20 protein-coding genes and 1 tRNA gene are annotated in these 19,349 nt (G+C 70.8%); 9 read left to right on the top strand and 12 right to left on the bottom strand.

The window, feature by feature from the left end; translation table 11 throughout:
• Positions 1 to 42 precede the first annotated feature (42 nt).
• The gene (locus ABZT74_RS24240; RefSeq protein WP_356175498.1) at positions 43 to 654 is read right to left on the bottom strand and encodes a DUF4232 domain-containing protein; all 612 of its coding nucleotides are present in this window, start codon (positions 652 to 654) and stop codon (positions 43 to 45) included.
• 154 nt (positions 655 to 808) lie between these two features.
• A complete protein-coding gene (locus tag ABZT74_RS24235; protein ID WP_356438087.1) occupies positions 809 to 1,246 on the bottom strand; it encodes a MarR family transcriptional regulator in 438 nt (145 codons plus the stop codon).
• Positions 1,247 to 1,354: 108 nt separating this feature from the next.
• Here ABZT74_RS24235 and ABZT74_RS24230 point away from each other — a divergent pair, with 108 nt between their 5' ends.
• The 5 genes from ABZT74_RS24230 (at position 1,355) to ABZT74_RS24210 (ending at position 4,511) form a co-directional block, all read left to right on the top strand.
• On the top strand, positions 1,355 to 2,233 hold the full coding sequence (locus ABZT74_RS24230; protein ID WP_356175495.1) for an alpha/beta hydrolase: 879 nt from the start codon (positions 1,355 to 1,357) through the stop codon (positions 2,231 to 2,233).
• Between the two features lie 128 nt (positions 2,234 to 2,361).
• Positions 2,362 to 2,434: transfer RNA gene (locus ABZT74_RS24225), tRNA-Gly, on the top strand.
• Between the two features lie 403 nt (positions 2,435 to 2,837).
• Positions 2,838 to 3,296 (top strand): lamin tail domain-containing protein, encoded by a 459-nt coding sequence (locus ABZT74_RS24220; RefSeq protein WP_356175492.1) that lies wholly within the window; start codon positions 2,838 to 2,840, stop codon positions 3,294 to 3,296.
• 357 nt (positions 3,297 to 3,653) lie between these two features.
• Positions 3,654 to 3,824 carry a hypothetical protein gene (locus tag ABZT74_RS24215; RefSeq protein ID WP_356438024.1) on the top strand — a complete coding sequence of 57 codons (171 nt, stop codon included), beginning with the start codon at positions 3,654 to 3,656 and terminating at the stop codon, positions 3,822 to 3,824.
• A gap of 87 nt (positions 3,825 to 3,911) precedes the next feature.
• Complete coding sequence (locus tag ABZT74_RS24210; RefSeq protein ID WP_356438021.1) at positions 3,912 to 4,511, top strand: DinB family protein; 600 nt, start codon at positions 3,912 to 3,914, stop codon at positions 4,509 to 4,511.
• Between the two features lie 42 nt (positions 4,512 to 4,553).
• Here the strand turns inward: ABZT74_RS24210 and ABZT74_RS24205 are convergent, their stop codons facing one another.
• Positions 4,554 to 5,726, bottom strand: coding sequence for an epoxide hydrolase family protein (locus ABZT74_RS24205; RefSeq protein ID WP_356438018.1), 1,173 nt, complete (start codon positions 5,724 to 5,726; stop codon positions 4,554 to 4,556).
• Between the two features lie 100 nt (positions 5,727 to 5,826).
• Here ABZT74_RS24205 and ABZT74_RS24200 point away from each other — a divergent pair, with 100 nt between their 5' ends.
• Together ABZT74_RS24200 and ABZT74_RS24195 are read left to right on the top strand one after the other, a co-directional pair.
• On the top strand, positions 5,827 to 6,402 hold the full coding sequence (locus ABZT74_RS24200; RefSeq protein ID WP_356438016.1) for a CGNR zinc finger domain-containing protein: 576 nt from the start codon (positions 5,827 to 5,829) through the stop codon (positions 6,400 to 6,402).
• A 225-nt stretch (positions 6,403 to 6,627) separates the two neighbouring features.
• On the top strand, positions 6,628 to 8,085 hold the full coding sequence (locus ABZT74_RS24195) for an FG-GAP and VCBS repeat-containing protein (protein ID WP_356438013.1): 1,458 nt from the start codon (positions 6,628 to 6,630) through the stop codon (positions 8,083 to 8,085).
• A 137-nt stretch (positions 8,086 to 8,222) separates the two neighbouring features.
• On the opposite strand, the gene ABZT74_RS24190 is transcribed toward ABZT74_RS24195, so the two are convergent.
• From ABZT74_RS24190 to ABZT74_RS24175, 4 genes are all read right to left on the bottom strand, one after another.
• On the bottom strand, positions 8,223 to 8,651 hold the full coding sequence (locus tag ABZT74_RS24190) for a pyridoxamine 5'-phosphate oxidase family protein (protein WP_356175479.1): 429 nt from the start codon (positions 8,649 to 8,651) through the stop codon (positions 8,223 to 8,225).
• A gap of 119 nt (positions 8,652 to 8,770) precedes the next feature.
• Positions 8,771 to 9,652 (bottom strand): PhzF family phenazine biosynthesis protein, encoded by an 882-nt coding sequence (locus ABZT74_RS24185; protein WP_356438010.1) that lies wholly within the window; start codon positions 9,650 to 9,652, stop codon positions 8,771 to 8,773.
• Positions 9,652 to 11,232 carry a hypothetical protein gene (locus ABZT74_RS24180; RefSeq protein WP_356438008.1) on the bottom strand — a complete coding sequence of 527 codons (1,581 nt, stop codon included), beginning with the start codon at positions 11,230 to 11,232 and terminating at the stop codon, positions 9,652 to 9,654. The genes ABZT74_RS24185 and ABZT74_RS24180 overlap by 1 nt, the downstream gene beginning before the upstream one ends.
• 141 nt (positions 11,233 to 11,373) lie before the next feature.
• A complete protein-coding gene (locus ABZT74_RS24175) occupies positions 11,374 to 12,978 on the bottom strand; it encodes an FAD-binding oxidoreductase (protein WP_356438006.1) in 1,605 nt (534 codons plus the stop codon).
• 68 nt (positions 12,979 to 13,046) lie between these two features.
• Between ABZT74_RS24175 and ABZT74_RS24170 the strand changes: the two genes are divergently transcribed.
• Complete coding sequence (locus ABZT74_RS24170; protein WP_356438004.1) at positions 13,047 to 13,685, top strand: TetR/AcrR family transcriptional regulator; 639 nt, start codon at positions 13,047 to 13,049, stop codon at positions 13,683 to 13,685.
• Positions 13,686 to 13,914: 229 nt separating this feature from the next.
• Here ABZT74_RS24170 and ABZT74_RS24165 read toward each other — a convergent pair whose 3' ends face one another.
• Positions 13,915 to 14,844, bottom strand: coding sequence for an aldo/keto reductase (locus ABZT74_RS24165; protein ID WP_356438001.1), 930 nt, complete (start codon positions 14,842 to 14,844; stop codon positions 13,915 to 13,917).
• Between the two features lie 94 nt (positions 14,845 to 14,938).
• Between ABZT74_RS24165 and ABZT74_RS24160 the strand changes: the two genes are divergently transcribed.
• Positions 14,939 to 15,559, top strand: a complete 621-nt coding sequence (locus tag ABZT74_RS24160) for a TetR/AcrR family transcriptional regulator (protein ID WP_356175461.1) — start codon at positions 14,939 to 14,941, stop codon at positions 15,557 to 15,559.
• 134 nt (positions 15,560 to 15,693) lie between these two features.
• On the opposite strand, the gene ABZT74_RS24155 is transcribed toward ABZT74_RS24160, so the two are convergent.
• The 4 genes from ABZT74_RS24155 to thpR form a co-directional block, all read right to left on the bottom strand.
• A complete protein-coding gene (locus ABZT74_RS24155) occupies positions 15,694 to 17,229 on the bottom strand; it encodes a carboxylesterase family protein (protein ID WP_356175459.1) in 1,536 nt (511 codons plus the stop codon).
• A gap of 241 nt (positions 17,230 to 17,470) precedes the next feature.
• Positions 17,471 to 18,115: a dihydrofolate reductase family protein gene (locus ABZT74_RS24150; RefSeq protein ID WP_356175456.1), complete on the bottom strand. Its 645-nt coding sequence runs from the start codon at positions 18,113 to 18,115 to the stop codon at positions 17,471 to 17,473.
• Positions 18,116 to 18,325: 210 nt separating this feature from the next.
• Complete coding sequence (locus ABZT74_RS24145) at positions 18,326 to 18,529, bottom strand: cold-shock protein (RefSeq protein ID WP_081222374.1); 204 nt, start codon at positions 18,527 to 18,529, stop codon at positions 18,326 to 18,328.
• A 189-nt stretch (positions 18,530 to 18,718) separates the two neighbouring features.
• Positions 18,719 to 19,306, bottom strand: a complete 588-nt coding sequence (gene thpR, locus ABZT74_RS24140; protein WP_356175454.1) for an RNA 2',3'-cyclic phosphodiesterase — start codon at positions 19,304 to 19,306, stop codon at positions 18,719 to 18,721.
• Positions 19,307 to 19,349 lie beyond the last annotated feature (43 nt).

Here is a 19,349-nt window from a genome sequence, read left to right as displayed (position 1 = left end):
CGCAGGTTCCGCGGACGTCGGCAGGGCGCCCTACCGGAGGGGTCAGTCGGTGACGTCGATGTGCTTGGCGAGCGCGGTGACGCTCAGATTGCCGTTGTCGACCCATTCCGGGAAGGCGAGGGTCTTGTGCCGGGTGGCGGCGGGCGGCGTGATCTCGAGGTAGGCCGCGTGGACGGCCTGGGGCGTGCCGGTGTTGGCGTGCGTCCAGGAGACGACGGCCTCGGCACTCTCGCCGTCCCTGAGCGTGAGGGTCTTGGTTCCCGGGTTGCCGGCGTACCAGGTGTCGCCCCAGTGGGTGTGGGACGAGAGCGTCTTGTGCGCCGAGTTCTCCAGGCCGAGCCCCGGGAATCCGCGCAGCGCACACGCGGTGCCACTGAGGTTGCGAAGCTTGACGACGACCCCCTGGTGGTTCATCCCGCCGGCCAGCTTCTCGCCGAAGGTCGCCTTGAGCGCGGCGACGGCGCAGGTCGGCGTGGACTTCGCCGCACCGGCTCCGCCGGCGCCCGCCGCCTGCGCGACGCCCGCTCCGGTGAGTCCGAGGGCGGCGGCAGCGGCCACCGCGAGAGCGGTACGGCGCAGCCGGCGGTCCGGGCGGCTGTCACTCGTGGAACCGGAGACGGCGGTCTGGTCGGCGGTGCTGTGGCGGTCGCTCATGACAATGCTCTCCACTCGTGTTCATCGACGCGGGCCGTGCCCCGCACCCGCGCCGTCGTTTGGTGCCGTACACGAGGTCCGATGAGCGACCGAACGGAAAAGTTCGCGAGAGTGCGAGAAAAGTTCAGAAACACCCGAGTGGCGCCGGCTCAGGTCAGCGTGGCGGGTCCGCCCGGGCGAGGTCGACGTCGTCGAAGAGTTCCAGCATCCGGCCCAGGACATGGAGGCACGCGTCCACATCGGCGGCGGTGAGGTCGCCCCCGGTCGCGCGCAGGAGCGCGTGCTCGCGGGTGGTCACCTCGGTGATCGCCGCACGGCCGTCTTCGGTCAGCCGGATCAGCGAGGAGCGTTGGTGCGCGGGATTCGGGATGGTCTCGACGAAGTGACGTGCGGCGGCCTCGTTGACCATCCGCTGGACGAACTGGCGGCTGAGGGACTGGGCCCGGCCCATCTGAGGGACGGTCATGGGCCCGTGCTCACGAAGGAGATCCAGCACCGCGCGGATACCGGCGGACAGATCCGGCCCGGCGTCCTGCTCGATCTTGCGTTGGACGCGCCGGTAGAGCGGCCCGACCAGGGCGAAGACGTCCATGAGCCGTTCGGGGAGTTCATCGGGAGCGAGGGGACGGGAAGCGTCGGTCACGCTCCCATCATGACACTCAGGTTGTCATGATGGGAGCGATATGACACCTTGGTTGTCATGACTGAGATGGCGAACCCCTCCAGGGCGACACCGCCCATGCCCGAGTTCGACACCTTCGCGTCCGAGGACGGCCCGCTGGCCTATCGCGACGAAGGGCCCCGTTCCGGCCGGCCGCTGGTCCTGCTGCACGCGGGGTTCGCGGACCACACCGAGTTCGACAACCTGGTTCCCCGTCTCGTCGGGCACGGTCACCGGGTCATCGCCCCGGACGCCCGGGGGCACGGCTGGTCGGCCAACGCCGGCAAACCGTTCCGCCAGACCGACGACCTCGCCGCTCTGCTGGACCATCTCGACCTTGCGGCTCCGGCCGTGCTGGTCGGTGTCTCGATGGGTGCGCTCATCGCCATCGACACCGCCCTCGAACACCCCGATCTCGTAAGGGCGTTGGTGGTGAGCGGCCGGGGTCTGGGCGAGCCGGACGTCAGTGACCCCTGGTCGGCGGCCCGGCAGGAGGCCCAGGCGAAGGCGCTGGCAGCCGGCGACGTCTCCGGCTGGCTGGACGGGTTGATCCGTTGGGCGGCGGGCCCTTCCCGCACCCTTGAGGACCTCGACCCGGAACTGGTGCGACAGCTGCGGGAGATGGCGACGCGCACGCTGGTCAAGCACACCCCGGACGAGCCGGACCGCACCATCGCGGTGTCCGACGTGCCCTCGCGCGCCAAGGGCATCGCCGTACCGGTGCTGGCCGTCAACGGCACCCTGGACGTGCCCGCCTGCCTGGACAGCGTCACCTCCCTGATGGAAGCCGTCCCGCACGGGCGGACCGTCGACATCGAGGGAGCCGGTCATCACACGTCGCTGGAGAGGCCGGAACGGTTCGCCCAGGTTCTCGTTGACTTTCTGTGCGAGGTCTACGGCGACACGGACCGCCCCTGAGTCGGAACGGCACCAGGTGGCGGGACTCCCCGGCACTCCCGGGGTCGGCGTACCCCTGGTTGGCTCCGCGCGAGGCGGCTGATACCGTTGATCTTGAGCTGAACGGCGGAAACCCGAAGGCTCCTGACGCGTCGGTGGTCCAAGGAAAGACGCCCCACTTCCTGTGGGGAGATGCAGGTGCAAGGCCTGCCCGGCGCTCCATGAAGACCCTGTCCCCGGTTCTTTCGGGGGCAGGGTCTTTTGCTGTCCGCGCTGATCCGGTCCGCCCCGTTACGGGGGCTGTTACCCACTTTCGGGTGACGGTGCGATGCCTGGCTGGGGTGGCGGGACATGGCGAAGATAGGCCCGTGACCAGCGTTGGCAACGAATTGTCGGACGTGCGGGCGTCAACCTCATGCCTACACGAACTAGATGGACGCTGCAATCAAGCGTCACTGAAATGTAGTTGAACGGAAACGCGATCCACGTCTCGTTCACATCGCGGCGATGAGGTGGGCAAGGTGTGAATGCGCGGTCGACCGACCGCCACCCGCACGCCGCACAACCGGCCAGTACTCCTGCCGGCTGTGCCCGCACGATCCAGGGGGAACCTGTGACCGTATCCGTGACTGCCCGTCGTCTGACCGCTGCCGCGCTGACCACCGCGGCCGTGACCGCGGCGATCGCGGTGCCGGCGTCCGCCGCCGACCACCGCCCGCACCGCCAGAGTGTCGAGATCAGCCGCGTGCAGTACGACTCCCCGGGGCGTGAGGACCGCTCCAACCGCTCCCTCAACCAGGAGTGGGTGGAGATCACCAACAACACCCGGCAGGCCGTCAACCTGGACGGCTGGACCCTCTCCGCCAAGGACGGTCGCACGTACACCTTCCACCACTACCGTCTCGACGGCCGCTCGACGGTCCGCGTCCACACCGGTGTCGGCCACGACAGCCGCCGCGACGTGTTCCAGGACCGGCGGAACTACGTGTGGGACAACCACGCCGACACCGCGACCCTGCGCAACGACCACCGCCGCTTCGTCGACGACGCCTCGTGGGGTCGCCACCACCAGTTTCGCCGCTAGCCGGACCTGATCCGTCGCCGTAGGCCGTGGATCCTCACGGCCGCGGTGGGCGGTGGTGTGGCACGCACTACGTAACGGGCGGTGGAGTGCTCCGGGCCGGCAATGGCCCCGGGCACTCCACCGCCTGCTGTGTCGTCTCAACGGTGCGAAGGCCGGCGACCTCGCAGGCGAGGCCCGGCCGGGCGGCGGTCATGTGATCCCGACGGTCGGCACGAGGGCTCTGTCACGCGGGGCCGTGTGTCTACGGGGCGGGTTCGGGGGCACGCGGGGGAGGTGGTTCGTCGACGGGAGGCGCGCATGCCGGAACGTTCACGCAGTCGAACCGCGCCCGCGTGGGCGCGGCCAGGTGCGCGGTGGGTGCAGTGGGTGTGCTGGCCGCTCCTCTGCATCGGTGTCGGACTCCTGGTGTGGCGGATCGCCGACGGTGCCGGCGGCGCGAGCATCGTGTGGAGTTCGTTGCAAGTGCTGCTGTGGAGCTGGCTGTTGGTCAGCAATCACTCGGCTCGGCGCAAGCACCGACAGACGTGAGCTGCCCGAGCCCTCGATCTTCTGGACAGGGGTAAGGCGCGGGGACGTTGGAGGCCGATGTCAGTGGTGGGTGCGACACTGCCCGTCATGATGGATCACGACGCCAAAGCCGATCTGCTCCGCTACCTGCAGGAGGCCCGCGACTCCCTGGTGTGGAAGGTGGACGGGCTGGGGGAGTACGACATCCGGCGTCCCCTCACGCCGACGGGAACGAACCTGCTGGGGCTGGTCAAGCACCTCAGCGGCGTGGAGTTGGGGTACTTCGGGGACACCTTCGGGCGGCCGTTCTTCGACAAGGAGCCGCCGGCCTGGTGGTACACGGAGGACGCCGAACTGAACGCCGACATGTGGGCCACCCCGCAGGAGTCGCGCGAACAGATCGTCGACCTGTACCGGAGAGCGTGGGAGCACGCGAACGCCACGATCGACGCGCTGACGCTGGACGCGGTGGGCCGGATCCCCTGGTGGCCCGAGGAGCGAGGCGAGGTGACGCTGCATCACGTCATCGTGCGGGTCCTGGCCGAGACCCACCGGCACGCGGGTCACGCCGACATCGTGCGCGAACTCGTGGACGGGTCCGTCGGCGAGAAGAAGGGCAACGGCAACATCCCGGAAGGGAGTCGAGCGGAGTGGGAGCGCTACCGCGACCGACTGGAGCGCGCGGCGCGAGAGGCCGACGGCGTGTGAGATCCCGGACGGCTCCGAAACCGTGCCGGCGCCAGGCCGCGTTCACCGACGAGCGGCCAGCACTGCCGCGAGGCCCTCTCGCAGGTCCTTGACGAAATACTCGGGAACCTCCAGCGACGGGAAGTGGCCACCGGTTTCGGGCTCCGTCCATCGGACGATGCGTCGGTACCGCTCCCGCGCCCAGGTGCGCGGGCACTTCTCGATGTCGCGGGGATACATGGTGATCGCTGACGGGACGTCGACCCGAAGCGCGGGGTCGAGAGACTTGTGGCTTTCGTAGTAGATGCGGGCGGCCGACGCACCGGTCCGCGTCAGCCAGTACAGGGTGACGTCGTCAAGGACGCTGTCGACGGAGATCGTCTCGAACGGGCTGTCCTCGGTGTCCGACCACTCGGCGAACTTGTCGAGGATCCAGGCAAGAAGCCCGACCGGTGAGTCGACGAGCGAGTAGCCGATGGTCTGCGGTCGGGTCGCCTGCTGCTTCGCGTACGCCGCGCGATGCCGCCAGAAATCGCGGGTTTCCTCGGTCCACCCGCGCTCGACCGCCGTCAGCCCGTCCGTGGTCAGCCCGGGCGGCGCCTCCGCGAACGTCGTGTGGATGCCGAGAACGTGCTCCGGGAACCTGCCGCCGAGGGTCGTGGTGATCACACCTCCCCAGTCGCCGCCGTGGGCCAGGAACTTGCCGTAGCCGAGCCGTCCCATCAGCTCCACCCAGGCGGCCGCGATCCTTTCGGTTCCCCAACCGGTGGCGGCCGGCCTGTCGCTGTAACCAAATCCCGGCAGGGACGGGACCACGACGTGGAACGCCGGGGCCTCCGCGTCCTTCGGATCTGCCAGCTCGTCCACCACGTCGGTGAACTCGGCAATGCTGCCCGGCCAGCCGTGCGTCAGGATCAGAGGAGTGCCGTCCGCGCGCGCCGACCGGCGGTGCAGGAAGTGGATCCCCAGACCGTCGATGGTCGTACGGAACTGGCCGATCCGGTCGAGGCGCGCTTCGAAGGTCCGCCAGTCGTACCCGGTGCGCCAGTAGTTCAGGACATCGACGAGGTCGATGAGGGGAACGCCCTGCTCCCATCGGCGAGGACCGGGCGGGGCGTGATGGACCGTCTCGGCCTCCGGCAGTCGCGCCGCGGCCAGTCGTGCGCGCAGATCGTCGAGGTCGGCGTCGGTCGCGTGGAATTCAAACGCTTGCACGTCGCTGCTTGGGCGTGGCATGGGACCTCCTGGCCGTCGTGGACCGGCTGCGAGTGTTAGAACCATCTAAGACGGTTCTAACAGTTCTCCGAGCCGCGCTGCAACCAGCTAAGGTGGTTCCATGCGTGTTGCGTTCCCTGAATTCCGCCTCGGCAGCGTGCTGGCGACCAGCTTCACGGGCACTCTGTCGGAGCGTCATGGCGACTCTGTGGAGCGCATTCCCGCGCCGCACCGACTCGTCGACTGGCTGGCGGTGAGCGGCCTCGCCGTGGACTCCTGCACCACAGTCCAGCTCGACCTCGCTCGGGAACTGAGGGAGTCGATTCACGCCGCCGCGACAGCGGCCGCGGTCCAGGACCCTCTTCCGGCGTCCGCTCTCCACGTCATCAACGACCGCAGCGCTCAGGGTCGGGCCGCGGCGATTCTGACGCCCGAGGGCGAGCGGCAATGGCGGCTCGGCCCGGTTTCCGGCGTGGAAGACGCCCTCGGCGTGATCGCCGCCGACGCGATCGGCATCATCGCGGGCGAACGCGACGGACGACTGGCCCTGTGCGCATCGCCGACCTGCCGAGCCGCCTTCTTCGACACCAGTCAGAGCCGCACCCGCAAGTGGTGTGACATGAATACGTGCGGGAATCGACAGAAGAAGGCGCGCTTCCAGGCCAACCAGCGCAAAGGGCCTGGCTCGGCGGAGTGATCGTTGCCCTCGGTGCATCCACCGGCGCAGTGGAAACGAGGGAGCCTCCGAGGCGGCGACACCCGCCCCAATCTCCCTGCTCCAAAGCCGAGTAGGGCGTGGCTTCGCAGTGCTCGCGCCACTGCGGGGCTCTCCGTGAACTCAGGGTGAATCCCAGCACAACCCCGGCCCCCTCTCGGCTGTCACACGAGTGCCCCCTTGTCTGCTGTCTGAGTTGGAGCTCCCGTGCGCATACGGACGTACGCCATCGCAGTGACGGTCGCCGCTGCGGCCACCGCCGGTCTGACCCTCGCCCCGCCCGCGATCGCGGCTGTACCGAAGGCGTTCGTCAGTGACTTCGACGGCGACGGTTTCGCGGACCTCGTCGTAGGAGTGCCCGACGGCACCGTCGACGGAGAAGCCAAGGCCGGATACGTCAACGTCGTCTGGGGCGGACCGAAAGGGCTAGGAGCGAGCGGCAACACCCGGGTCACCCAGGCGAGACCCGGTATGCCCGGTACCCCCGAGAAGGGGGACCGGTTCGGTGCGGCGGTCTCCGCGGCCGACGTGAACGGTGACGGCAGGGCGGACGTGGTCATCGGCGTTCCCGGTGAGGACGTCGACGGAGCCGGCGCCGACGCGGGCACCGTCGCCGTCCTGTACGGCGTCCGAGGCGGCCTGGGTACCGGGGCCACCATCCTGAACGGCCCCGCGTCCTCCGCCGGGTACGGAAAGTCCCTGGTGGCGGCCGACTTCACCGGTGACGGCACCACGGACGTCGCCATCGGCGCGACGGACAAGGTCGTGCTGAAGCAGGGCGGCGGTCCCGCGGTCACCGTGTTCACCGGTGCGATGGGCGGACGCGCGCCCGTCCTGGCGACCGGCGACTTCGACGGCAGCGACGACGGAACGGCCGACCTGGCCGTCGGGTACTGGTCCACGGCCCCCTTCACCCAGTCCCACGTACGCCTGTGGAGCTGGTCCGCCGAAGAGAAGTCGCTCGCCAACTTCTGGAACACCGACAACGCCGGCATCTCCGCGCTGGCCGCAGGCGACTTCGACGGGGACGGTCACGACGACCTCGCCCTCGGCGAGTGCCGGGAGATCGCCGACGAGAACATCGACGACCCGTGCGGCCCCGAAGAGCTCGCCAAGGGCGGCGGCATCCACATCCACTACGGCGCCGGCATCCCCTGGAACTTCGGCTACCGCCAGCAGACCCTCAACCAGGACACCGCGGGCGTGATGGGCGTCGCCGAGACCGACGACCACTTCGGCGCCGCCCTCGCCGCGGCCGACGTCAACGGCGACGGCCGCGACGACCTGATCGCGGGTGCCCCCGGTGAGGCCATCGGCAGCCGCGCGCGGGCGGGCGCCGCGACGCTGCTCCTGGGCGGCCCGACCGGCCTCGTCGACGCGCACGGCGAAGCCCACTCGATGGGCTACCAGCAGAACACCCCAGGTGTTCCCGGCGCCGCGGAAGCGGGAGACGCGTTCGGCGGCGCGGTCGCGACGGGCGACTACGACCACGACGGCACGCCGGACATGGCGGTCGGATCACCCGGCGAGAACACCGGATCGGGCGGCGTCTGGGTGCTTCCGGCTGCCTCTCCCGACGGCTCCTACGTGTTCACCCCCGGCAAACTGGGTCTGCCCTCGCCGTCGAGCGCGCTGAAGTACGGCGGGACGCTGACCAGCGACTGAGGCGCAGAGCGGCGTCACGCCCTGCCCAGGGGGGAGACCGCTCGGAGACGCGCGCCGGGCCCGGTGCCACGGGCCCGGCACGCGCCTCCGGGGGATGTTGTGAGGTTGCGGCGCCCGCTGCTTCGGGCCTCTGTCGGTCAGCCGACCGCGCCGAGGTCGGCGCCCGTCCAGTGTGTCGGACGCATACGGACCACCACGTGGTCGTCGAGTTGTGTCTCGGCCCATGCCGTGTACCGGTCGAGTGCCTCGCCGGACAGGTAGCGCGCGGCGAGTTCACGGTGCACGCCCGCGGCGGGTTCGGTGACCTCGGCCACGGGGCCCTCGACGGAGACGTACCGCGGAGTGGGTTCGACGCGCTGCACGAGCAGGCTGAAGGAGCCGGCCGCCTTGATCAGCTTCATCTTGCGGGACTCCGCGCCGGTGAGGATCCAGGGCATGCCGCCGGACTCGTAGTCGTACCAGATCGGTACCAGCAACGGTCCACGGTCCTCCCCGGCGGCGACGCCGAGCGTGGCGACGTGCGGCTGGGCCAGGAAGGCTTCGCGTTCTTCACGTGAGAGTGCCATGCCTTCGACTGTAAGTCGGGGCCCCGACCGTGTCTCCGTGAAGGGCCGGACGCCGCAGGTCTCCTCGCGGCGAGCGCAGCCCTCGGTACCGAGCCCGGTCCTGACTCCGGGCCGACGAGCTACGGGCCGGCCAAGGGCAGGCGAAAGGTGCGCGCGATCCTCGCGGCGCCGCCCACGTGAACGAGCGGACCCGATGTGTCGTGCCGCGCCGTGGCGGTGATGGTGGAAGGACTGCCCAGGGAGTCCCCCATGTCGACGGCGATGTCGCTGTCGCCCCGGCGCGCCAGGTGAGCGGCGAGGCAGGCGGTGCTGTTGGCGTTGGCGATGTCTTCCTCGACGCCGATCGACGGGGCGAACATGCGTGCCGCGACGAGGCCGGCGGCGGTCGGTACCGAATAGACGTAGCAGCCCAGGAGACCGAGCCGGTCGCAGGCGGCACGGAGCCGTTCGAAGTCCGGGCCGAGGACGGCGAGGGCCGACCGCGTGGCAACGGGAACCAGCAGCCGCGACCGCCCCACCGAGGCGACGCACGCGCCGGGAGCGAGCGTGCCCGAGGTGACACCGAGTGCGGGCAGGACAAGGTCACACTCGATCGCCGTGGGCTCGCGCAGGTCGACGGGAACGGTGTCGAAGGCGGCATCCGCCTGGGTCGTCCCACGCACGGACCAGCCGGAGAAGACACGTCCTCCCGCGTGGATGGTGGCCCGGAACGTCCCACCGTCGGCGCGCCCGGTCAGGAAGGCAAGGGCGGCGACCGTCCCGTGTCCGCACGCGGGCAGCTCGCCCTCGGAGGTGAAGAAGCGAAGGGAGACCACGGAACCCCGGGGCCGGCCGGCGTGGACGGCGACGAAGACAGCGTGAGACGTGCCCGCCAGGGCCGGAACTCGACGACGCTCCTCGTCACTCAGCGGCACCTCGGGCAGCACCGCCGTGGGACTTCCGCCTCGGCCCTCGCGCAGACAGGCGTGCACGAGCGTCACGGCCAGACCGCGCCCGCCCATCAGCGGCTGTCCTCGTCCCGGCCGTCGGTGCGCGCCCCGCGGCGGACCGCCCTCGCGCGCAGCCCGAGAACCAGCGCGGCACCAGCGAGACACGCGCCGAGCGCCAGGGCCACGATGAAGGGGGAGCCGCCGTCGCCGGCGGACTCGCCGGCGGACTCGGCGTCGGAAGCGAGCGGTTCCGGGCTCGGTTCGGACGGCTCGACCAGGGGGCCGCCGGTGGAACGCACGGCGATGGGCGCCGTGTTGTCCGCCATCCGCGGGTCGTTCGCCGGGCGCTCCGGATCCGGCACCGCTTCGAGCAGCCCCTCGGCCCCGCGTACGCGCCGGTCGATGCGGAATTCGAGGGTCGTCCGCCAGGTGTCGCCGGGCTCCAAGGGGTTCGGAGGGGTGCATGTGTAGATGCGCTCGCGCGAGGCGACGCATTCCCACTGCCACTCCGACTCGTTGTCGGGGTCCGGCGGTGGCGTGGGCTCGACCACGCTCAGGCCTTCCGGGACGGTGACGCGCAGCACCGTGCCCGAGATGCGGCCCGGTCCGGCGTTGTCGAGACGGAACGTGGCCTTGGACGTGCTTCCCGTCGTGCCCACCACGGCGTCGGCGGTCACCCGCAGGTCGACCGTCTGTGAGGTGTGGAGCCGGACGTCGCCGAGGCTGTACTTGTCGCCGAACGCGCCGGCCTCGGCGTCGATGGGCCGCACCGTCAACTCGGTCCCGGTTCCCGGCCGCAGGTCAGGGGCGGTACCGGTGGCGCCCGGGTTCTCCTCCGCGTTTCCCGTCATGCCCTGGAGGTACGGGACATAGGTGAAGCTGCCGTTCACCAACGAGTCCGGTACGTCGACGGAGATGGGCCGGGTGAACTCGTAGGCCTGTCCGGGAGCGAGCTGTTGGTCGAACCAGCAGTCCGCGAAGAGCCCGGGCCCTTGGATCGCGTACCGGCAATTGCTGTACTGCGCCGGGAAGGAGACGCGCGGTGCGGCGAACCTCACGCCGAATCCCCGCGCCGGGAAGCTGCCCGCGTTCCGGATCCGTGGCGTGAAGCCGAAGCTCTCGCCCGCCGTGTCTCCCGTGCGGGGCTTCTCGACGCGCGCTCGGAGATCGGGTCCTTCGATCCGTACGTCCGTCTCGAAGACGGCGTCTTCGGTGCCGGGGGCACTGAAGGTGTAGCGGATCGTGCCGTGACTGCCACGGCGGACGCCCTCGACGGCTTCGATGTAGATCCCGTCCGGGTAGTTGTCCGTGCCGCGAGTGAGGGTGCCGAGCGTGCACTGGACGACCTCGCTCGTACCGAAGGGGTGGTCTCCGCAGTCACGGCGGGTGCGGAGGCGGGCGATGTTCTCCAGTTCCGACGCGTCGACCGTCAACGTCACGTCGGCCTGTGCCGCCCGGCCCGACCCCGGCTGCGGGGAGAGCCAGAGGCGGAAGCCTCCGGTGGGGCTGACGCCTCGCTTGGGCAGATACGCCGTGTCCGGCACCCTCAACTCGACTGCCGAGGCGGCGGCTTGGGCCGTCACCGTGGGCAGGGGAAACGCGGCGAGCAGGAGAACGATCAGAGCCGCGCCCCGGCGACGTATGCGATACACCTGCGGATCCTCTCAGGGACACGGTGGGTACGCGAGACGTCTCACCGGCACACGGGTGGCCGCCTTCTGGCGAAGGCGGCCGGTGTGCGCGGGAGTTCGGCCGCTGTGCCTCCCCGACCGCGCCCGTCCGGTGCCGCACGGTCAGTCGATCAGAACTCCCGGATTGAGGATGTGGTGCGGGTCCAACGCGGCTTTGGCGGCGCGGAGCACCTTCGCGAACGGCTCCGGGCGCTGGAGGTCGTAGGAGGGGCGGTGGTCGCGGCCGACGGCGTGATGGTGGGTGATGGTCGCGCGGTGGCGGTGCAGTACGTCGCCGGCGACCGCCTTGATGTCGTCCCAGACCTCGATCTCCTCGCCGGGCCGACCGGCGACGGCCACGGTGAAGTAGGGGGCCGCGCCATCCGGATAGACGTGGGTCAGACGGCAGTTGATGGTGGCGGGATGTCCGGTCGCCTTGAGGGCGACGGCGCCGACCTCGGTGCGGACGGCGTCGATCAGCGCGGGAATCCTGTCCCAGGTGGCCGCGGTCTCGAAGGTCTCGACGACGGCACCCATGCGGGCCAGCCCGTCGCGGAGGTACGGCATGCGCAGGAATGCCGACCGCCAGTGGCCCACAGCCGAAGCGGCCGTCGTGGCGCGGTCCGCGGTCGCTGTTCCGCCCCGGCCCCCGTGGGCGTGGGCCATGTCGAGAGCGGCGGCGAGCCGGTCGTGGACGGGAGCGGTCGCGGACTCGAAACCGAGGACGAGGACGGCCGAGCCGTCGTGCGACGCACCGGACAGGAGCGCCTCACCGGAGTCCAGCAGACGGCAGTTGGCCGGGGCGAGGTCGGACTGGGCGATGGCGCGTACCGCGTCCAGCGCCTGGTGGAACTCGGCGAAGGCCACAGAGGTCGAGGCCTTGTGCCGCGGCCGCTCCTGCAGCCTCATCCATGCCTCGGTGATGACACCGAGCGCACCCTCCGAGCCGAGGAACAGGCGGTCGGGCGACGGTCCCGCGCCGGACGCGGGCAGCCGCCACGAGGTGCTGACACCCGCGGGCGTGACGACGTTCATCGACTGCACGAAGTCGTCGATGTGGGTGCGGCCGGTGGCGTAGTGACCGCCCGCTCTGGTGGCCAGCCAGCCGCCGAGGGTGGAGAACTCGAAGCTCTGCGGGAAGTGCCGCAGAGTGAGCCCGTGCGGTCGCAACTGGCCTTCCAGTACGGGCCCGAGCGCGCCGGCCTGGATCCGCGCAGAGCGGCCCACGGTGTCGATCTCCAGGACCCGGTCCATCGAGGTCAGATCGAGCGAGAGCACAGCGGGATGGGTGTCGCCGCGGTACTCCACGCCGCCCACCACCGAGGAGCCGCCGCCGAAGGGGACGACGGCCACACCCCGCTCGCCGGCCCAGTCCAGCAGGTCGGCGACCTCCTGGTCGTCGGTCGGCCGGGCGACCAGGTCGGGGATCCTGCCGGGACGGCCGCGAAGGGCCCGGATGACGTCACGGTAGGCCTTGCCCATCGCGTGAGCGGCGCGTACGTCCGGATCGGCGCCGACCAGGTGCGCGAGCGAGGGTGGCGGCGTCACGGCGGGGCGGCCGATGGCAAGGTCGGCGACCCGCGGTATCGGGAGGGGGCGGGCCGCAGTGCCGGGGAGCAAGGCGCCCATGGCGACGCATTCGGCGTCGTCGGGGTGGGCGTCGGCGTAGCCCCAGCCCCACCAGGAGCGCGTGCGGGACGGACCGGGGTCGGACGGTGTGGCAGACATACGTGTGCTCCCAGCGAGGTCCAGGGAATTGACCCAACGGAAAATTACCCTAGGGTAATATCGAGACCATGACAACGCTCCCTGCGAGGGCCGGCACCAAGGGCGTGCCCCGCGCCGCTCGTGAACGCCAGGTCCTGGCCGCGGCCACCGAGGAGTTCGGCCTCCACGGGTACGAGGCCACCACCGTGGCGGCGGTCGCCGCCCGCGTGGGCGTCACCAAGCCGCTGCTGCACCACTACTTCGGGAGCAAGGAAGACCTCTATCTCGCGTGCCTGAACCCGGTCGGCGACGGTCTGCTGGACGCCGTCCGTGACGCGATGGCCGAACACGCCACGGATGCGGCACCCACCCCTTTGCGCGTCATGGGCGCCCTGTTCGCCGCTCTCGACGGGCGGCGCGAGGCGTGGTTCGTGCTGTACGACGGCACGCTGCCACCCGGCAGTGCCGCCGCCCGGCGCGCGGCGTACTACCGCGGAGCCATCGACGACCTCGCCGCGATCGGCACCGCCGACCTCCTCCAGGAGGCGGGGGCCGGAGATCCGCTCGACGCCGACGCGCTCAAGTACGCCTGGCGCGGCCTGTGTACGGCGTTGGTCCGCTGGTGGGCCAACCATCCGGAGCAGTCGCCCGAAGCGATGACGCGACGCTGCGCCCGGCTCTTCGCGGCGAGCCGCTCCATCCTCGCCGTGGACGACGGGAGCACGTAGGGGGACACGTTCCTCCTCCCTCATCGTGTCCGGCCCCGGGACACAACGGGGCCGTCAATGAGCGCTGTTCGGCGACCACGTCGCCAACTGACCGTCGAGGCAAGGTCATCGGGCGTCGCGAACGTCAGGAGTGACCGATGGGCGTCGCGGGGCGCGCACCGCACGCGAACCGCCCCCGTGCGGTCGTCCGCCCGGGGTCGGTTCGGTCGTGCGGCAGCCGGGAACCGGGTCAGCCCGCGGTGACGGCGTCGAGTGCGGCGAGGGCGGACGCGTCGAGCTCCACGGCGCCCGCGGCGACGTTGGCTTCGAGGTGGGAGGCGTCGGCGGTGCCGGGGATGAGGTGGGTGTTGGGGGTGTGGTGGAGGAGCCAGGCCAGCCCGACCTGGGCGGGGGTGGCGTCGAGGGACGCTGCGATGTCCTTGACCACGGGGTGTTCGGACACCTTGGGGAGGCCGGGGAACGCGCTGCCGAGAGGGAAGTAGGGCACCCAGGCGATGTCCTGGTCGGCACAGGCCCGCAGCAGGTCCTCGTCCTCGCGGGCCAGCAGGCTGTACGCGTTCTGCACGCAGGCGATCCCGGCGGGCAGGGCCCGGTTCAGATCGTCGAGGCCGACGGTGCTCAGACCGATGGCGCCGATCTTGCCCTCGTCCCGCAGTTCGGTCATCACGGCGAGCTGATCGTCGAGGTCGACGACCTGGTCGGGCGTGACCTTGAGGCCGAAGCCGCCGGTGGTCGGGCGGCGCAGGTTGACGAGGGGGATCGTGTCGAGCCCGAGGCTCTTGAGGTTGGCCTCGACGTCCGCGCGCAGTTCGTCGGGGTGCTGCGCGTACCGCAGGTGAATGTCGCCGCCGGAGTCGGGTGTGGCTCCCACCTTGCTGACCACGGTGACGCCGTCCTCGGGGCGGATCGCCTCGCGGATCAGGTCGTTGGCGTAGCCGTCGCCGTAGAACTGCGCGGTGTCGATGTGGTCGACGCCGAGCTCGACCACACGGCGCAGGATCGCGAGAGCGCCCGCGCGGTCGTCGCGCAGCCGCGGGAGCTGCATCGCTCCGAAGCCGACCCGGGAGACGACGCGGTCGCCGAGCCGGCCCGGGCCACCGGCCCGCGGAGCGCCGGTGGCCGTGGTGGGGGACGAGGGGATCGGGGCGGGAGAGGTCATGGGATGTCCGTCCTCGGAGAGGCGTGAGAGCATGGTCTAAGTGGAGGAATCCTCCGCCATATCGACCGTAACACATACGGAGGGATCCTCCACTTTGTCTGCGCACGCTTCTCCCGCCGACAGGAATCCCGGCACGCCGGAACCGAGGGCGCCTCGCGCACCCCGCGCCGACGCGCGCCGCAACCGCGACAAGATCATCGAGGCTGCCCGGGCCGTGTTCACGTCCGCGACGGAACCGGTGGCCCTGGAGACCGTCGCCAAGCAGGCGGGCGTGGGCATCGCCACGCTCTACCGCAACTTCCCCACCCGCGACGCACTGGTGGAGGCCGTCTACGCGAACGAACTCGACCAGGTCGCCGCCTGTGCGGCCCGGCTTCTGGAGGAACTGCCCCCACCGGCCGCGCTGCGGGCGTGGATGGACCGCTACATCGTCTTCGCCGCTACCAAGCACGCCATGTACCGCGACCCGCGCACCGGTCCCACGGCGGGGAGGATGCCCGTCATCCCCACCCGTGAACGCATCGTCGAAGCGGTGGAGACGTTGCTGCTGGCCGGCGCCCGGGACGGCTCACTCCGCGCCGACGTCACCCCCGACGACCTCACCACGCTGCTGCTGGGTGTCTCCCTGGCCGCCGTCTCGGGCATCCGGCCCGAACAGACGGCACGCCACCTCGACCTCATCGCCGACGGACTGCGAGCGGGGCCCCGCCCTTGAGCACCGGTCGATCCCGTCCTGGTCGATCCGGTCCCGGTCGAGGTCGGCGGGGCTCGATGCCTGCGGATGTGGCTCGCATGCCCGGCCGATGATCCGGCCGACCGTGCCGAGAGGATCCGGTCTCCCGGCAGGCCCTAGTCGCCCATGAGCGGCAGCGGCGAGAACGTGTGGTCCTGCCAGATCCGGCGGGAGGGCTCCTCCGGGTAGGCGCTGACGGTCGACTCCGTGTCGAAGCACTGGACGAGGCGCCGATCCGCGTCGTACGCAGGCCAGCCGGGATCGCCGTGGGCCGCGAACGAGGTCCACGCCGTGCGCATGCGCGCCGACAGGGCCTCGGCTTCGGGGGAGGGCGCTTCGCCCATCAGCAAGGCGGTCTGCCCCCGGTCCAGGTTGCCGAAGACGAGGGGCACGTCGAGGCCGTGGCAGGCACCGAGAGCGCCTCCCATGCCGGGAGCCGGCCAGGTCAACTCGTAGACGTGCGCCTGCCCGCCGGCCGTCGCTTGTGCCTCGGCGAGGTGGAGCGACGGCATGCGGAACAGCCAGTCGGAGTGGACCAGTTCGTACAGTTCGTCGGGGCGGGCCGTCGGGAAGGCTTCCCGATAGCGCTGTGCGCCGTCGGCTCCGGGGGCAAGGACGTCGAGGGCCTTCGCCGCCTCTTCCTCGCCCACCTCGCCGAGGAGACCGCTGATGGCGGTGAACAGGCGCTGCTCGTCACGGGTGTGGCCGACGAGGAGGTCGATATCGCGTCCGGCACTGTCCGCGAGTGCCTGCCACGGTGTGACGGTCAGGATCTCGCCGTCGATGACCGGTGAGAACGTGATCGACCGGTACGCCGCCCGGCCCCAGCGCGTGGCCCACCGGTCCATCGTGGCGCCGACCGCGTCGGCGGCGACGGACAGCCGGCGTGGGTCGACGGCGGACAGGTCGGCCGTGGTGGGCCGCAGCCCCAGCTCCGCCGCGCAGGCGGCGCTGATGTCGGCCGCGAGTTCGGGCGTGAAGAGGCTCCCCGTCGCGCTCTGCACCACGGCCCGGCGGAAGAGCCCTGCCGCGCGCTCCATCGCCAGCAGCGCGGCGACGGATCCCGCCCCCGCGGACTGACCGAAGACCGTGACCCGGTCCGGATCGCCGCCGAAGCCACGGATGTTGTCGCGTACCCATGCGAGCGCGGCGACCTGGTCGAGCAGCCCCCGGTTGGCGGGAGCCCCCTCGATCCGCGCGAAGCCCTCGAACCCCACGCGGTAGTTGAACGTCACGACGACGACGCCGTCCCGCGCGAGCAGGCCACCGTCGTACTCGGGGAGCCCGGACGTGCCGATCACGTAGCCGCCGCCGTGGATCCACACCATCACCGGCAGGCCCACGCCGGGGGCGGGATCGGGCGACCAGACGTTGACCGTCAGCCAGTCGTCGCCCGACGCGTCCCGCGCGGACGCGTCCCTGCCGAAGTGCCCGCCCTGCGGGGGCGGCGGACCGTACGCCAGTGCCTCGCGCACGCCGCTCCAGGACTGTACGGGTCGTGGAGCGGCGAAGCGCAGGCTGCCGACCGGAGGCTCGGCGAACGGGATGCCGCGAAAGACCGCCGCACCGGATTCCCGGACACCACGCAGCCTTCCCGCCACCACGCGGACCTCGGGCCGGGACTTGGATGCCTCCGGTTCGGCAACGGTCATCACGACCACCTGTCGCGCGAGGGGGAGCGCTCGCAGACGCACGGACCCTCGGGATCCTCCACGGCGGCGGGATGCCGCGCCAGCGATTTACGGCTGCCCCGCGGCCCGAACCGCCGTCCACCGTCCCGGCCACGCGGTGCTCGGACCTCCGGCGGCACACGTGCACGCGACGACCCGAAGAGTGGGACGGACGGAAGGCGAAGGACGAACGGAAGTGCGGCGGCTGCGGGCTCTTCCCGTGTCAGCGCCGCCAGAACAGGTGGTGCACGACCCCGCTCGGACTGGGCGCGACGTCGAGGTGGAACCGGTCGAGCAGGTCGTCGGGCGAATCCCAGAGGCGAAGGCCTGAGCCCAGCTTCACCGGCGAGACCGCCACGTGCAGGGTGTCGATGAGGCCGGCGTCGAGGAACTGCCGGACTGTGGTGACCCCGCCGCCGAGCCGGACGTCCTTGCCCTGTGCCGCTTCCCGTGCCCGTTCCAGGACGGTGACCGGGTCGCCGCCGACAAAGTGGAACGTGGTGTCGGAGAGCGTGATCGAAGGACGCTCGTGGTGGGTCATGACGAACACCGGGGTGTGGAACGGGGGCTCGTCACCCCACCAGCCCTGCCAGTCGTGGTCCTGCCAGGGCCCGCGCTGGGGGCCGAACTTGTTGCGGCCCATGATCTCGGCGCCGACGTTGTGCGCGAAGTCCCGCGTGAAGTAGTCGTCGAGGCCGCGGCTGCCTCCGGGGTCGGAGCGCATGGGCCAGCTCGCGGTGGCGCCGGCCCAGGCGAACAGTCTCTCGGGATGGGGGAGGCCGAACGGGCTCTCGAGAGTCTGATGCTCACCGGCACCGATTCCGTCACTCGAGACGTTGAAGTTCATGACTTTCAGCAGCTGATCCACGTGCTCTCCTCGTCAGATCCGGTCGCATCCTCGTGCGGCGGTGTGCCCCACATCAGGACGTCGAACGGAACATGCCCGGATCGACACGGGCCCCGTACTTTTTCCCAGGGACCGGCGGGGTCCCTGACCGCGCGAGGGCCACTCGCCCCCGACCGGCGGCGAGTGGCCCTCGTGTGCGTCGGGCTGGTGTGCCCGCTCGATACGGCGGTGTCAGACGGGCACCACTTGCTCAGCCTGCGGCCCCTTGGGGCCCTGATTGACGTCGTACTCGACCTTGGCGCCCTCGGCCAGCTCCTTGAAGCCGGTCGTCTGGATCGCGGAGAAGTGCACGAACACGTCGGGACCGCCGTCATCCTGCTGGATGAAGCCGAAGCCCTTCTCCGAGTTGAACCACTTCACGACACCTGTTGCCATCTGTGCATCCTCTGTGACTACGTGCAGATGGCCGCGCCTTGCACACGGCCTGATCGATCTTGCCCCGTGGAGGCGGAAAACTAACGCACCGCATCGGGTGAACGACGTACGGTGACGCGGCTTCGCGTGCGCGCGTCCGATGCCGAGCGCGGTGAGGAGGCCGAGACCGTCGTCGGCCATGTCCCGGGGCTACCCTTCCGTGCCGCCGAGAGGCCATGCCTCGATGTCCCGATAGTGGATCGGTCCGCTGCTGCGGCCCGCGTTGCTGCCGACCAGGTGGAGCCGCTCGGCAGGCCATCGGCGGCCGGTGAAGCCGGCGATCCCCCGGGCGACCTCGGCCGCCGAAGCGTGGTCGCCCCTGCGGGCACGGGCCAGCGTCAGGTGAGGGCGGAGCGGGCGCTCCTCGAAGGCGATCCCGCGGCTTCGTACGGCGCTACGGACATCGGCGGCGAGCTCGTGCAACTCGGTGAGGTCTCCGTCGATTCCGCTCCACAGCACGCGGTCGTCGAACGTGCCGCTGCCGCGCAGGGCCAGCGAGGGCGAGGGGCGTTTCGCCGCCAGTTCGGCGAGGGGTGGCCGCAGCAGGGGGACCGTGTCGGCGGGCAGTTCTCCCAGGAACGCCAGGGTGATGTGCCAGTCCTCGATACGGTTCCACCGCATCGCCGGGTACGACGCGTAGGCGGGGCCCAGCGCCGCGGCCAGCTCCTCTTTCGCCTGGTCGGGCGGGGCGAGCGCGATGAACACACGGACGGTCGAGGGCGGGGTCTGATCCTTCACTGCGTCTTCGTACCGCACCCGGGTCACGGAAGCGAAATGGCGT

Source organism: Streptomyces sp. NPDC005302 (assembly GCF_040607345.1).
Classification (GTDB): Bacteria; Actinomycetota; Actinomycetes; order Streptomycetales; family Streptomycetaceae; genus Streptomyces.
This window is presented reverse-complemented; position numbering and strand designations above follow the sequence as displayed.